The organism is Ruegeria sp. AF3, from assembly GCF_056536285.1.
The window spans coordinates 3,034,931-3,048,348 of the sequence record NZ_JBQFJM010000001.1; the positions used below are offsets into that span (position 1 = coordinate 3,034,931).

Annotated in this window: 11 protein-coding genes; 7 read left to right on the forward strand and 4 right to left on the reverse strand. The window is 61.6% G+C overall.

Features of this window, described 5'->3' with window-relative positions:
- Positions 1–66: 66 nt before the first annotated feature.
- Positions 67–831: an SDR family NAD(P)-dependent oxidoreductase gene (locus tag ACR3FC_RS15230; RefSeq protein WP_480476212.1), complete on the forward strand. Its 765-nt coding sequence runs from the start codon at positions 67–69 to the stop codon at positions 829–831.
- Here the strand turns inward: ACR3FC_RS15230 and gcvA are convergent.
- Positions 819–1,748 (reverse strand): transcriptional regulator GcvA, encoded by a 930-nt coding sequence (gene gcvA / locus ACR3FC_RS15235; RefSeq protein ID WP_480476214.1) that lies wholly within the window; start codon positions 1,746–1,748, stop codon positions 819–821. The two genes, ACR3FC_RS15230 and gcvA, sit on opposite strands and share 13 nt — an antisense overlap.
- Positions 1,749–1,856: 108 nt before the next feature.
- Here gcvA and ACR3FC_RS15240 point away from each other — a divergent pair, with 108 nt between their 5' ends.
- Positions 1,857–3,056: a serine hydrolase domain-containing protein gene (locus ACR3FC_RS15240; protein ID WP_480476216.1), complete on the forward strand. Its 1,200-nt coding sequence runs from the start codon at positions 1,857–1,859 to the stop codon at positions 3,054–3,056.
- Between the two features lie 4 nt (positions 3,057–3,060).
- Here the strand turns inward: ACR3FC_RS15240 and ACR3FC_RS15245 are convergent, their stop codons facing one another.
- From ACR3FC_RS15245 to ACR3FC_RS15255, 3 genes are read right to left on the reverse strand one after another with little or no spacing between them, the layout of a single operon-like run.
- On the reverse strand, positions 3,061–4,848 hold the full coding sequence (locus ACR3FC_RS15245; RefSeq protein WP_480476218.1) for an ABC transporter ATP-binding protein: 1,788 nt from the start codon (positions 4,846–4,848) through the stop codon (positions 3,061–3,063).
- Positions 4,845–5,720: an ABC transporter permease gene (locus ACR3FC_RS15250; protein WP_480476220.1), complete on the reverse strand. Its 876-nt coding sequence runs from the start codon at positions 5,718–5,720 to the stop codon at positions 4,845–4,847. The genes ACR3FC_RS15245 and ACR3FC_RS15250 overlap by 4 nt, the downstream gene beginning before the upstream one ends.
- On the reverse strand, positions 5,717–6,664 hold the full coding sequence (locus tag ACR3FC_RS15255; protein ID WP_480476222.1) for an ABC transporter permease: 948 nt from the start codon (positions 6,662–6,664) through the stop codon (positions 5,717–5,719). The genes ACR3FC_RS15250 and ACR3FC_RS15255 overlap by 4 nt, the downstream gene beginning before the upstream one ends.
- A gap of 193 nt (positions 6,665–6,857) precedes the next feature.
- Between ACR3FC_RS15255 and ACR3FC_RS15260 the strand changes: the two genes are divergently transcribed.
- From ACR3FC_RS15260 to ACR3FC_RS15280, 5 genes are all read left to right on the forward strand, one after another.
- The gene (locus tag ACR3FC_RS15260) at positions 6,858–8,456 is read left to right on the forward strand and encodes a fatty acid--CoA ligase (protein WP_480476224.1); all 1,599 of its coding nucleotides are present in this window, start codon (positions 6,858–6,860) and stop codon (positions 8,454–8,456) included.
- Between the two features lie 15 nt (positions 8,457–8,471).
- Positions 8,472–9,656 carry an acetyl-CoA C-acyltransferase gene (locus ACR3FC_RS15265; protein ID WP_480476226.1) on the forward strand — a complete coding sequence of 395 codons (1,185 nt, stop codon included), beginning with the start codon at positions 8,472–8,474 and terminating at the stop codon, positions 9,654–9,656.
- Positions 9,656–10,504 (forward strand): alkaline phosphatase family protein, encoded by an 849-nt coding sequence (locus tag ACR3FC_RS15270; protein ID WP_480476228.1) that lies wholly within the window; start codon positions 9,656–9,658, stop codon positions 10,502–10,504. The genes ACR3FC_RS15265 and ACR3FC_RS15270 overlap by 1 nt, the downstream gene beginning before the upstream one ends.
- A 125-nt stretch (positions 10,505–10,629) precedes the next feature.
- On the forward strand, positions 10,630–12,207 hold the full coding sequence (locus tag ACR3FC_RS15275) for an ABC transporter substrate-binding protein (protein WP_480476230.1): 1,578 nt from the start codon (positions 10,630–10,632) through the stop codon (positions 12,205–12,207).
- Positions 12,208–12,312: 105 nt separating this feature from the next.
- Positions 12,313–13,416: a glycine cleavage T C-terminal barrel domain-containing protein gene (locus ACR3FC_RS15280; protein ID WP_480476232.1), complete on the forward strand. Its 1,104-nt coding sequence runs from the start codon at positions 12,313–12,315 to the stop codon at positions 13,414–13,416.
- Positions 13,417–13,418: the final 2 nt, after the last annotated feature.

Consider the following 13,418-nt stretch of genomic DNA (forward strand, 5'->3'; position numbering starts at 1 on the left):
ACACTCGTCGGGTGAATATCGGGAGACGCCGGGCTATCACATCACGACAAACAGGAGTGATGTGTGATGCAGGTTGACGGTCTTTCAGCGCTGGTTACTGGCGGGGCTTCGGGTTTGGGATTGGCCGCCGCCGAGGCTTTGAAAAAGGCAGGTGCCAAGGTCGCAATTCTGGACCTGAACGAAGAGAAGGTGTCGCTGGTGGCCGATGAGATCGGCGGCGTGGGTGTCGCCTGTGACGTTACCGACCCGGGCGCGGTGTCAGAAGCATTGGCAAAAGCCGAAGGGCACAACGGACCGATCCGCATCAATGTGAACTGCGCTGGTATCCCTGGTGGCATGCGTCTTGTTGGGCGCGACGGTCCGGTGGACATGGCCGCCTTTGCGCGCGTCATCGACGTCAACCTCATGGGAACCGTCAGCGTCATGACAAAGTGTGCGGCCCGAATGATGGCGCTGGAGCCACTGAACGAGGATGGTGAGCGCGGGATAATCATCAACACGGGGTCGATCACCGCCGTTGAAGGGCAAATCGGGCAGGGGGCCTATGTGGCTTCCAAGGGGGCAATCGCCAGCCTCACCCTGCAGGCCGCAAGGGAATTCATGCCGCGGGGTGTCCGGGTCATGACGATCGCGCCGGGTCTGTTCAAAACGCCAATTTCCGATCACATTCCACAGGAGGTCATCGACGGGATGCTGGATGGCCGAATGTTTCCGAACCGGTTCGGTGAACCCGCCGAATTCGGCAGACTGGCCGTCGACATCATCCGCAATCCGATGCTGAACGGCGAGATCATTCGCCTTGATGCCGGCGTGCGGCTTCAGGCGCGATAAGTCTCGCGGTTTCGCCTGTTTTCCGGGTCGTTTTCAGCCGTTTCGATCAACCACTCCCGGAATTTCTGGGCATCCGGATGGTCGCGGCCTGTTTCTGGCGAGATGAGGTGGAAGGCTTCCTGTAAAGGCGCTTCGATACTGAATGGCTCGACAAGTCGGCCTCGCTCTATCTCAATGCCAAGCATCGAGGAGCGGGCCAATGCCACCCCGCCACCGCGTGATGCAAACTCGAATGCCAACAGTGACGTATCGAATTGCAGCCCCTGACCCGAATTGATGCCACTTGCCATTGCGTATCTGAGCCAATCGGCCCAGCCTTCCTCGTAGCCAAGCACGTGCAGGAGACGATGGTGAGCAAGGTCCGCCGGCTTCCTGATCGCGTGTTCACCTTCCAAAAGTGATGGTGCGCAAACAGGTTTGATCACTTCCCAGGTCAGTCGATCAGCCTTGTAACCGGGCCAGCGTCCCGTGCCGTACTGGATGTCGAGGTCAAATCGCTCGTTGTCGAATTGGTCGCCCCAGACACTGGAGACCAGACGGACCTCGGTATCTGGGTGGCGATCAAAAAAGCCCTGAAGCCGGGGCGCGATCCAGTTCACGGAATATCCGACCGGCGCGCGCACTGTCAGCACCTCGGAGCGCCTGAGCCCGAAGACCTCTTCGGTGCCCGCCGCAAGGCGTTCGAAACCGTCGCGGACCTTGGGCAAATAGGCCGCGCCGACTTTGGTCAGAACAAGACTGCGAGGTTTGCGCTCGAACAGCGGTTCGCGCAGGTAATGCTCCAGAAGCTTCACCTGCTTGCTGATCGCGGCCTGGGTGAGGTTCAGTTCCTGGGCGGCGTTGGTAAAACTCAGATGCCGCGCCGATGCCTCAAAAGCGCGCAGCCAGGTCAGATGTGGAAGGCGTCGGGTGCTCATGGCCAACTCATGCATAAATATTGTTTAGTTATAGGGTGATTATAGGTCGCTTGAAAGCCTTGATCGAACAGGCGCAGGATGGAGCCGGAATCCACTGGAGGTACCGCCTTGCCCATCGACCAAATCTCGGGTTTTGACCCGCAGCGCCTGCGGCGCATCTCGCAGTGGATGGAGGCCCATGTCCGCGAGGGGCGGCTGAGCGGTCTGGCGGTACAGATCGCAAGACGGGGGGAGGTCGCGTTTTCCGAACACGCGGGGTATGCCGACACGGCTACGCGCCAGCCCGTCACACCCGATACGATCTGGCGGATCTATTCGATGACCAAACCGGTCACCTCGCTCGCACTGCTGATGCTGTATGAGGAAGGGGCATTCCAGTTGGATCAGCCCATTGCCGATTTCCTGCCGGCCTTCGGTGCGCCCCGGGTATGGAAGGGGCCGGGCCATGCTCTGGACGCGACCGAGCCGGCACGACGCCAGGTGACCATCCATGACCTGCTGACCCATCAGGCCGGTATCGTCTATGGAGACCAGCAGGGCAATGCTCTGGAACAGGGCCTGTCGGCAGCCGGGCTCGATTTCGACCGCGGTTTTGTCACCATATCGCAAGCCGTCGAGGCGCTGGCCGAGTTTCCATTAGCGTTTCATCCGGGCGAACGCTGGTTCTACGGTCTGTCGACCGATGTTCTGGGCCATCTGATCGAAGTCATCAGCGGGCAAACGCTAGGCGCTTTCCTGAAGGGCCGGATCTTTGACCCTCTTGGCATGATAGATACAGGGTTTTCTGTTCCCGACCACAAGGCTAGCCGACTGGCCACGCTCTATGACCACAGCTCCGCGGGTTTTACTCCATCGGCGAACCAGGACCGTTGCATCGCGCCGGTGACGCTGGAAAGCGGCGGGGGAGGGTTGGTCTCGACGATGGTGGATTACCAGCGTTTCGCGACGATGCTGTTGCGACGTGGAGCCTTTGACGGTGGGGTGCTACTTGGCCGCAAGACTTTCGATCTGATGGTGTCGAACCACATGGGCGGCGATCTGGCCAGCCGTGGGCAGGCGCATTTCAGCGAAACCACATTCGAAGGGATCGGGTTCGGCCTTGGGGTTTCGGTGATGCTCGACCCGGCGCGGGCAAAGATCGTCGGTTCACCCGGGGAGTTCGCCTGGGGCGGCATGGCCTCGACAGCTTTCTGGGTGGACCCGGTCGAGGAAATGACCGTGATCCTGATGACCCAGCTCATTCCCTCGAGCGCCTTTACCCTGCGTCGTCAGCTACGTGTACTGAGCTATCAGGCGCTTGTCAGCTGACCGTTTAATTACTCGGAAGTGAATCAGCGTCAAGGTGGCAAGCGACAGACAACCCGCCGGGAAGGTCGCGCAGCGGCGGTGTGACCCCGTCGCATGTGCCGGCAATCACATGTGTGCACCGATTTGCAAAGGGGCAGCCCTTGGCGCCAATGATCACGCTTCCGGCGCTCGCGGCCTTAGCCTCGCCGGTATCGGCCACCCCTTCCAGCCAGCCTTGCCGCATCTCGGGTACCGAGGACAGAAGCAGCCTTGTATAGGGGTGAAAAGGCGGGCTGAAGACGGCCTTTGACGGTCCCTTCTCGACCACCCGTCCGGCGTAGAGCACCACCACCTCATCCGCGAAAGAGGCGACGGTCGAAAGGTCATGGCTGATGAACATATAGGCCACGCCCAACTTGTCCTTGAGCGACTTCAGAAGCTCGATCACCCCTGCCGCGACCACGGTATCCAGCGCCGAGGTGACCTCGTCACACAGGATCACCTTGGGGTCGGCAGCCAATGCACGGGCGAGGTTGATGCGTTGTTTCTGCCCGCCCGACAATTCGCCTGGGAAGCGCGAGGCAAAGCTGCGTGGCAGGTCGACCAGTTCCAGAAGCTCGCCCACCTTGTCTGCTCGCGCGCGCCCCTTGAGGCCCTGATAGAACTCCAGCGGGCGGCCCAGGATATCGCCAATCCGCTGGCGCGGGTTCAGTGCGGTATCGGCCATCTGAAAGACGATCTGGCAATCCTTGAGCGTAGTGCGGAGTCGATCCTTCACGCTTGGAGCCGCAACCTTCCCATCAAGTTTGATTTCTCCCTCTCGCAACGGCGTCAGGCCGGCGACGACGCGCGCCAGTGTGCTTTTTCCGCAGCCGCTTTCACCAATCACCCCCACAACCGATGCCGCAGGGACATCAACTGATACATCCGACAGGATGGTAAGCGCCCCGTAACCCGCCGTGATGTTTCGTGCGGAGACGACGGGCGCTTGCGCCGCGCTGCCGTCAACATGGTCGACCAGATGCGGTGCGGGCCGGACGGCGGCCATCAGCGAGCGGGTATATTCGTGCGTCGGATCATTCAGGATCTGGGCGGTTGGGCCTTCCTCGACCATTTCGCCATTCTTGAGAACAAGAATGCGGTCCGCCACCTGCGCCACGACCGCCAGGTCGTGGGTAACATAGATGGCCGCCGTCCCCTGATCGCGGATGATGTCCTTGAAGGCTTTCAGCACCTCGATCTGCGTCGTCACATCCAGCGCCGTTGTCGGCTCATCAAGGATCAGTAGATCCGGTCCGCAGGACATGGCCATCGCCGCCATAAGTCGTTGCAACTGCCCGCCCGAAACCTGGTGCGGGAACTTGTCGCCGACGGTGTCAGGGTTCGGTAGGTCCAGCTTGCGGTAAAGATCGACGGCTGTGGCGGTCAGCGTCGCGGCATCGCCGGCGCCATGCCAGAGCGGTGCCTCGATCACCTGCTTGCCGATCCGAAGCGCGGGGTTGAAGCTGGCTGCCGCCGATTGCGCAACGTAGGACACTTCGTCACCGCGCAGAGCATGGCGCTCATGCGGTGACAGTTTCATGATGTCGCGCCCATTCAGCCAGATTTCTCCTCCCGCGATGCGGCAGCCGGGCCGGGCAAACCCCATCGACGCCAGCGAGATCGTGGATTTACCTGACCCGCTTTCACCGATCAGGGCCAGCACTTCACCCTTGGCAACGTTCAGCGACACGCCCTTGACGATCGGCACATAGCTGCCCCCGGGCGGACGACCCTCGACGTGCAGGTTCTTGATGGTCAGGATATCGTTCATTGGTCGATCTTCTCCAGAACGGTTTCACCTTGCTGACGCTGCTGGAACCAGTCGACAAGCAGGTTCATTGATACGGTCAGCGAGGCGATGCAGGCGGCCGGGATCAGTGCAGCGGAGGATCCCAGGAACAGCCCGCCGACGTTTTCCTGCACCATCAGGCCCCAGTCGGCGGCCGGTTCCTGAACGCCGAGCCCCAGAAAGGACAGGCCCGACAGGAACAGGATGGAAAAGGTGAAGCGCAGTCCGAACTCCGCGATCAGCGGGGCCATGGAGTTTGGCAGGATCTCGCGCGTCAGGATCCACCAGGTGCCTTCGCCGCGGGCGCGGGCGGCCTCGACAAAATCCATCACACCGATGTCATAGCCAAGCGCGCGCGACACCCGGAAGACGCTGGTAGAAAGCACCAATCCGACCGTGAGCACCAGAACCGTGATCGAGGTCCCGAATGCGCCGATCACCACGAGGGCCAGCAGGGTCGAGGGGAAGGCCATGAAGGCTTCGACGATGCGGCTGACGACGATGTCGAACCAGCCCTTGAGGATCGCGGCGGCAAAACCCAGCGTCACGCCGAAGGCAAAGGAAATCACCGTGGTGATCAGCGCAAGCAGAAGCGTCGTGCGCACCCCGAAGATCAGGCGCGAGAAGACGTCACGCCCCAGTTTGTCCGTCCCCAACAGTCCGCCTTCGCCAATTGGTGCAAAGGTCGTGCCCGAGATGATCTCGGCCTCGCCATGCGGCGCGATCCATGGCCCGAACAGGGCAAGGACCAGCCAGAACAGCAGGACCGAGCCCGCGATGGTGGCGGTCCAGGTCAGGCGCAGGCCCGCAAAGACCGAAGCGCGCGGCTTGGCAATTTCGGTTGCGTCGCTCATTTGGGGTACCTCAGGCGCGGATTGGCCATGATGGACAGGACATCGGCCAGCAGGTTCAGAAGGATATAGACGGCGCCGAAGATCATGGCGCAGGCCTGGATCAGCGGGATGTCCCGCAGCGTGACGCCATCGACCAGCAGGCGAGTCAGACCCGGGACGCCGAACACGGTTTCGACGATGATCACGCCGGACACCATATAGCTGAGGTTCAGCGCGATCACGGTCAGGATCGGGGACAGCGCATTGGGCAGCGCATGGCGGATGACCAGACGGCGCTTTGGCAGACCCTTGAGCGCGGCCATCTCGAGATATGGCGAGGTGAAAATGTTGATCACCGATGACCGCGTCATCCGCATCATATGCGCAAGAACCGCAAAGCTGAGCGTCGCGACCGGCAGGGCAAGTGCGCGGAAATTCTGCCAGAAATCGAAATATGGTCGGGTATTGGCAGAGGCGGACAACCATTTCAGCTCGACCGCGAAGACCTTCATCAGGATAAGGCCGATAAAGAACTCGGGCACCGCGATCAGCGCGAGTGTAGTCATGGCCAGCGTCTTGTCGACCTTGCCTCCGGCCCGCATCGCCGACCAGAGGCCAAGCGCAAGCGACAGCGGAACCGAGATCGCCGCCGCCAGCAGCGCCAGTCGCAGTGTGTTCCACATCCGGCTTTCTATCATGTCGGCCACGGGACGCTTGGTTGCCAGCGAGGTGCCCAGGTCACCCTGCACCATCCCACCCAGCCAGTCGAAGTAGCGTACGATGGCCGGGCGGTTCAGGCCCATCTCCTCACGCAGAGTGGCCAGCGCCTCGTCCGTGCGGCTTTGTCCCAGAATCGCCTCGGCCACATCGCCGGGTAGGATTTCGGTCGCGCCGAAAATGATGATGGATGCCAGCAGCAAGGTCAGCAAACCCTGCGCCAGGCGCGTCAATATGATGCGATACACCTCGTTCCTCCCTCAAGGCTGCTCGCAGTTTCAGGGCAAGCGTCGTTTTCGACAAACAACCATAGAAGACATGATGGGTGTGTTTTCGTTATAGGTCGGGCATGGGTTGCCTTGGATCAGGGCAAAGCCCGGTTTTTTGTTGTTTGCCCGATGCCGACTTGAGGCGGCACAAGTTTTGAAACCGGAGAAGCCCATGACCGCCTATGCCTACCCCTTGTTGATCAAGCAGATCCTGACCGCGCCCCTTTGTCATGCGCCCGGGCAGGAAATCGTTCATGCCGATACTATGCGCTACGACTACCGCATATTCGCAGAGCGGATCGGACGTGCGGCCGGGGCCTTGCGCGCCCTTGGCGCTTGCGAAGGCAGCGTTGTCGCGGTGTTGGACTGGGACAGCCACCGCTATCTGGAATGCTTCTTTGCCGTGCCAATGATAGGGGCAACCCTGCACACGGTGAACATCCGACTTTCGCCGGAACAGATCCTCTACACGATCAACCATGCCGAGGATGACCTGATCCTTTGCCATGTCGATTTCCTCCCGATGCTCATGGGGATCGCCGACCGGATCGAGCGGCCCTGGCGCCTGGTGGTGATGAGTGATGACGGCCAGACGCCCCCGGATGTGAAAGCCGAGGGCGAGTATGAGGCCCTTCTGGACGCCGCCACGCCGGTCAGCGATTTTCCAGACTTCGACGAAAATATCCGTGCGACGCTGTTTTATACCACGGGCACGACGGGCGACCCCAAAGGGGTCAGCTATTCGCAGCGCCAGCTTGTGCTGCACACGCTTGCTGTGGCATCGGGCCTGGGTCCGATCCCCGGAGGCGGGCTGAACCGTGGCGATGTCTACATGCCGATCACACCGCTTTTCCATGTTCACGGCTGGGGCATTCCCTACGTCGCGACGCTGATGGGGCTCAAGCAGGTATATCCGGGGCGTTACGATCCCGCGCGCCTGCTAGCGCTGATTGCCGAGCATGGCGTGACCTTCTCGCATTGTGTGCCGACGATCCTGGCGATGCTGCTGAACGCGCCGGAGGCGGCAGAGACGGACCTGAGCCGCTGGAAGGTTATCATCGGCGGCTCGGCCTTGCCGGAGGGTCTGGCAGGCCAGGCACTGGCGCGGGGCGTCGACATTCACGCGGCTTACGGCATGTCGGAAACCTGTCCGTTTCTTACCGTGGCTGACATGATGGCGACGCGCGACCCAGAGGCGCCGATCGAGGTGCGGACTGCGACCGGCAAACCGGCGCCGATGGTCCAGATCCGGGTTGTGGATCCCGAGATGAACGACGTGCCACGTGACGGAAAGTCCACCGGCGAGATCGTCACCCGCGCCCCCTGGCTAACGCAGGCCTATCTCAAGAATGAGGAGGGCACGCAGGCGCTTTGGCGCGGCGGCTGGCTGCATACCGGCGACGTGGGGCTGTTCGATCAAGGTGGAACCCTGCGGATCACCGACCGGTTGAAGGATGTGATCAAGACCGGCGGGGAATGGGTTTCCTCGCTCGAATTGGAAAACCTTGCCAGCAGGGTCGCGGGGGTGGCTGAGGCCGCCGCCATCGGCGTGCCGGACCCCAAATGGGGCGAACGCCCGCTCTTGGTGGTCGCCTGCACCGATGCCCCGGAGGCAATTGTGACAGCACTGCGCACGTCGTTTGCCGGGGCGGTCGCGGACGGGGCGCTATCGAAATGGGCCGTGCCCGACCGGATCGAGGTTGTCGAAGCGCTGCCCAAGACCTCGGTCGGGAAACTGGACAAGAAAGCCCTGAGAACCCGCTATTGTTAGGAAAGAACTTTCGCCATGAACGACGTCGTCATCGTTTCGACTGCCCGCACGCCCATAGGCTCTGCCTTCCGGGGGGCCTTCAACAACATCAAGTCACCCACGCTGGCAGGGCACGCGATCCGAGCGGCTGTCGAGAGGTCTGGCGTCGATCCTGCCGAGGTTGAAGACGTCGTGATGGGCTCGGTCCTGACTGCCGGCACTGCCGGGCTAAACGTCGCTCGGCTAGCAGCGCTGGCGGGCGGGTTGCCCGCCACGGCGGTCGCACAGACCATCGACCGGCAATGTGCCTCGGGGCTGATGGCCATTGCGACTGCCGCAAAGCAGATCGCTCTCGATGGCATGGGCGTCGTGGTGGCCGGAGGTCAGGAAAACATCTCGGCAATCCAGGCACGCTATTTCGACTGGGTTATGGCCGAGAAAGACCCCGCCGTGACCCGCGCGGCCGAGCACGCCTATATGCCGATGCTAATGACGGCCGAGCACGTGGCGCAGTTGCACGGCATCACGCGTGAGGCACAGGACGAATTCGCCGCACTGTCGCAGGCCCGCACCGCCGCCGCGCAGGCCGCCGGGGCCTTCGATGACGAGATCGTCCCGGTGACCGCCACCAAGCTGATCAAGAACCGCGAAACCGGCGAGGTGCACGAAGAAACCGTCACCCTTACGCGGGACGAGGGCAACCGCCCAGGCACCACGGCGGACACGCTGGCGGGCCTGAAGCCCGTGGTCGAGGGCGGGCTGGTCACCGCGGGCAATGCCAGCCAGTTGTCGGATGGTGCCTCTGCCTGCGTCCTGATGTCGGCAGAAGCGGCCACAAAGCGCGGGCTGTCGCCGCTTGGGGTATACCGAGGGCTGGCCGTCGCCGGTTGCGCCCCGGAGGAAATGGGCATGGGCCCGGTCTATGCCGTGCCGCGCTTGCTTGAGCGGGCCGGGCTGACGGTCGACGACATCGGGTTGTGGGAACTGAACGAGGCCTTCGCCGCGCAAGCCATTCCCTGCCGTGACCAACTAGGGATCGATCCCGACAAGCTGAACGTAAACGGCGGCGCGATTTCCGTGGGTCACCCCTACGGGATGACAGGTGCGCGGCTGGTTGGCCACGCACTGATCGACGGCAAACGACGCGGCGTCCGATACGTTGTTGTCACGATGTGTATCGGCGGCGGAATGGGGGCTGCCGGGTTGTTCGAGGTAGCCTGATGACGAATCCCGAAAAGCTTCTTCTCATCATCCTGGACGGCGTTCCCTACCGGAATTTCCGACGCCTGTTCGGCAATCTCGAAGGTTGGGTCGCCTCGGGTGAGGCACGGGTGCGTCGGATGCGGTCGGTCCTGCCGTCCACTTCCTCGGCCTGCTATGCGTCGATGCACACAGGCCTTCCGCCGCACGTCCATGGCGTCACCGGGAACAAGCACCGCCAGCGTCTTGAGGCGCCGGATGTGTTCTCGGAACTATCTGGGGCGGGGCGCAAGACCGGTGCCGTGGCGCTGAGTTGGTGGAGTGAACTGTTCCACCGGATGCCGTTCGACCCCGTGCGCGACATCGAACTCGACAGCCCGCAAGGCCCGATCCACCATGGCCGTTTCCACACCATGGCCGATGCGACGGAAGCCAACCAGATGAGCCCGTCCGATGCCGATCTGTTCGCCACATTGACATATCTTTGCGAGGCCAAGGGGATCGACTACGGACTGCTGCATACGTCGACACTTGACAGCATGGGACACCGGTTTGGCCATGGGAAACGAGAGATGAGCGACGCCTGCTACTATCTTGACGCAGCACTTGCGCCCTACGTAACTCGTTGGCGCGACCTTGGCTATGACGTTATTATCACAGCAGATCATGGTCAGGATGACCTTGGCCATCACGGCGGTGCCGGAGAGGATCAACAGGACGTTGCCTTCTACTACTTCGGTGACAGTGGCTTGCCTCCAGAAGAGACGATGTTGGATCAGCTGGCACTTGCGCCATCGATTCTGACGCGAATGGGTGTGACAGTTCCAACAGGCATGACCGCAGAACCATTCCTGACGCGCGAGCGGTGAAAGTCGGACCCATAACCTCAGTTATGGCAAAGTCATGAAATCGGTTGTTTGTGCACTGCGCTTGTCCCTCGCAATGTCCAAGGAATAGCGGGGCAGCCCGTCATCGGTCATCTGGGAGGAAAGATATGTCCGACATCGACAGCCTGGTACGGCAATACAAGGCCGGCGCGCTCAGCCGCCGGGGTTTTTTCAAGCGCGCGGGCGCATTCGGCCTTTTGGTGCCGGCGGCAAGCGGTATCCTTGCGATGGCCGGACCGGCCCGTGCCGAAGAACCGAAGCGCGGCGGCTGGCTGCGGATCGCACAGGGCAACACCGACAACACGCTTGAACCTGTGCGCATGGTCGATACCGATGACGGCATCTATTCGAACTGCGTCTATCAGCGCCTGACCCGTTTCACGCCGACGCTGGAGGTCGAAGGCGACGCGGCTGAAGAATGGAGCGTCAACGACGCGGCCACCGAATGGAGCTTCAAGCTGCGTGGCGGTCTGACCTTCCACAACGGCCAGCCGGTTACCGCCGCTGATGTCGTCGAAAGCCTGTCGCGGCACATCGCCGAGGGCTCGGAATCTCCAGCCAAGGCGCTACTCTCGACCGTCACCGCGATCGACGCACCGGACGCCTCGACCGTCAAGATCACCCTGTCCTCGGGTAGTGCCGACCTGCCGGTGATCATGTCCGACTACCATCTTGCCATTCACCCTGCAGGCCATACCGATTTCGCAATGGCCATCGGTTCGGGCCCGTTCAAGGTGATGGAGTTCATCCCCGGTGAACGTGTTGTCCTCGAACGTTTCGAAAACTACTACGAAGAGGGCAAGCCCTATCTCGACGGGATCGACTTCATCCCTGTGCCGGATGCCAACGCCACGCTCAGCACGCTGCTGGCCGGTGACGTCGACGCCATCCGCGACGTACCCGCCTTCGCCGTGGAACAGTTGAGTGGCAACGACTCCATCACGCTGCACAATACGCCCACGGGCGGTTTCACCAATATCGTGATGATGGTCGACCGCGCGCCGACCGACAACGCGGACTTCCGCAAGGGCATAAAGCATGCGCTTGACCGGGAACTCATCCTGAACCAGGTGTTTAAGGGTATCGGCACGATCTCGGCCGACACGCCGATCGGGCCCACCTACAAATATTGGTGCGAGGACGTGAAGCCCGCTGAATACGACCTCGACAAGGCGAAATTCTACTTCGACAAGGCAGGCGTCAACGCGGTCGATCTCTACACGTCCGAGACCGCGGGCAGCACCGCAAACGACATCGCGCTGACCTTCCAGCAATCCGCGAAGGGCGCGGCAGATATCAACGTAATCAAGACCCCGTCTGATGGCTATTGGTCGAACATCTGGATGCAGAAACCGATGACCATGTCGGGTTGGCAGGCGCGTCCGACAGTCGATGCTTTCCTGACCATCGCTCACATGAAGGGCGGCAGCTGGAACGAAACCATGTGGGGATCGGACACGTTCGACGCCATGATCCTTGCCGCCCGTGCCGAACTGGATGAGGCCAAGCGCGCGCAGATGTACTGCGACATGCTGCACATGATGAACGACGACGGCGGCTTCGTGAACCCTGTGTTCCAGAACCAGCTTGAGGCAACGGCAAAGAACGTTATGGGCTACACGCCTCATTCCGTCGGCGCGATGGGTGGGTTTGGACAGACGCTGCGGAACGTCTGGCTCGCCTAAGCAAACATCCTCCCTGTCAGAGGCCTATGCCGACTGACTCCTGGCCGCCGGTCCACCCGGATCGGCGGCCCTTCGTTTTCGTTCCACTCAATCTCCGGGGCTACCATGTTCTCGATCTCGCCTTCCACACGTCTGCGTCCTTCTCCCTTCTACGAAGCGACACTGGCTGACGGCGTCTGTGCCATGACGACGTACAACCACATGCTGATGCCTACCTCGTACGGCCACCCCGAAGAGGAATACTGGCGCATCATCAACGGCGTCTCGATGTGGGACGTGGCGGTTGAACGCCAGGTGCAGTTGAAAGGCCCGGACGCAGGGCGGCTGGCGCAGATCCTTGCGCCCCGTGATCTGTCGAAATGCAAGATCGGGCAAGGCAAGTATGTCCCCCTGTGTAATCACCACGGCGTCTTGATCAATGATCCTATCCTGCTGAAACTGGACGAAGACCGCTATTGGCTGTCCATCGCCGACAGCAACATCTGGTTCTGGGCCGAGGCCATCGCGCGCGAGCGCGGTTTGAATGTCGAGGTGAGCGAGCCAGACGTATCGCCGCTAGCCGTACAGGGGCCAAAGGCAGAAACCGTTGTCGCCTCGATCTTCGGCGACTGGGTCCACGACCTGAAATACTTCTGGTTCCGCGAAACAGAGATCGACGGAATCCCCGTGGCGGTGGCCCGGTCCGGCTGGTCCAAGCAGGGTGGGTTCGAAATCTACCTGATGGATGGCACTAAGGGCACTGCACTCTGGAACATGGTCAAGGAAGCCGGACAGCCCCACGGCATCGGCCCAGGCAACCCCAACTGGTGCGAACGTGTCGAAAGCGGGTTGGTCTCGTATGGCGGCGACTCGGATGGGCAAACCAATCCGTTCGAGGTTCGGATGGGCAAGTATGTCGATCTTCATGTGCCCGACGACACGATCGGGATCGAGGCCTTGCGCCGCATCGCGGCCGAGGGGCCGAAACGGCATCAGCTGGGAGTCGTCCTGGACAATTCGGAACCGGTGAAGGCGGAGTTCACTTGGAACGGCATCGACAAGGATGGCACGCGCATTGGCGACATGACCACCGGTGTCTGGTCCTACCGCATGAAGAAAAACATCGGGTTCGCGCTTGTGGCGACCTCTGCGAAACCCGGTGACCGGGTCGTCGTAAGGCGCGCGGCCGGAGCCGTCGAAGGTACCCTTTGTGAATTGCCGTTCCTCTGAGG

Coding starts and splice junctions, on each gene's coding strand:
- ACR3FC_RS15230 (WP_480476212.1), top strand. CDS start 67: ATGCAGGTTGACGGTCTTTCAGCGCTGGTTACTGGCGGGGCTTCGGGT.
- gcvA (WP_480476214.1), bottom strand. CDS start 1,748: ATGAGCACCCGACGCCTTCCACATCTGACCTGGCTGCGCGCTTTTGAG.
- ACR3FC_RS15245 (WP_480476218.1), bottom strand. CDS start 4,848: ATGAACGATATCCTGACCATCAAGAACCTGCACGTCGAGGGTCGTCCG.
- ACR3FC_RS15250 (WP_480476220.1), bottom strand. CDS start 5,720: ATGAGCGACGCAACCGAAATTGCCAAGCCGCGCGCTTCGGTCTTTGCG.
- ACR3FC_RS15260 (WP_480476224.1), top strand. CDS start 6,858: ATGACCGCCTATGCCTACCCCTTGTTGATCAAGCAGATCCTGACCGCG.
- ACR3FC_RS15265 (WP_480476226.1), top strand. CDS start 8,472: ATGAACGACGTCGTCATCGTTTCGACTGCCCGCACGCCCATAGGCTCT.
- ACR3FC_RS15270 (WP_480476228.1), top strand. CDS start 9,656: ATGACGAATCCCGAAAAGCTTCTTCTCATCATCCTGGACGGCGTTCCC.
- ACR3FC_RS15275 (WP_480476230.1), top strand. CDS start 10,630: ATGTCCGACATCGACAGCCTGGTACGGCAATACAAGGCCGGCGCGCTC.
- ACR3FC_RS15280 (WP_480476232.1), top strand. CDS start 12,313: ATGTTCTCGATCTCGCCTTCCACACGTCTGCGTCCTTCTCCCTTCTAC.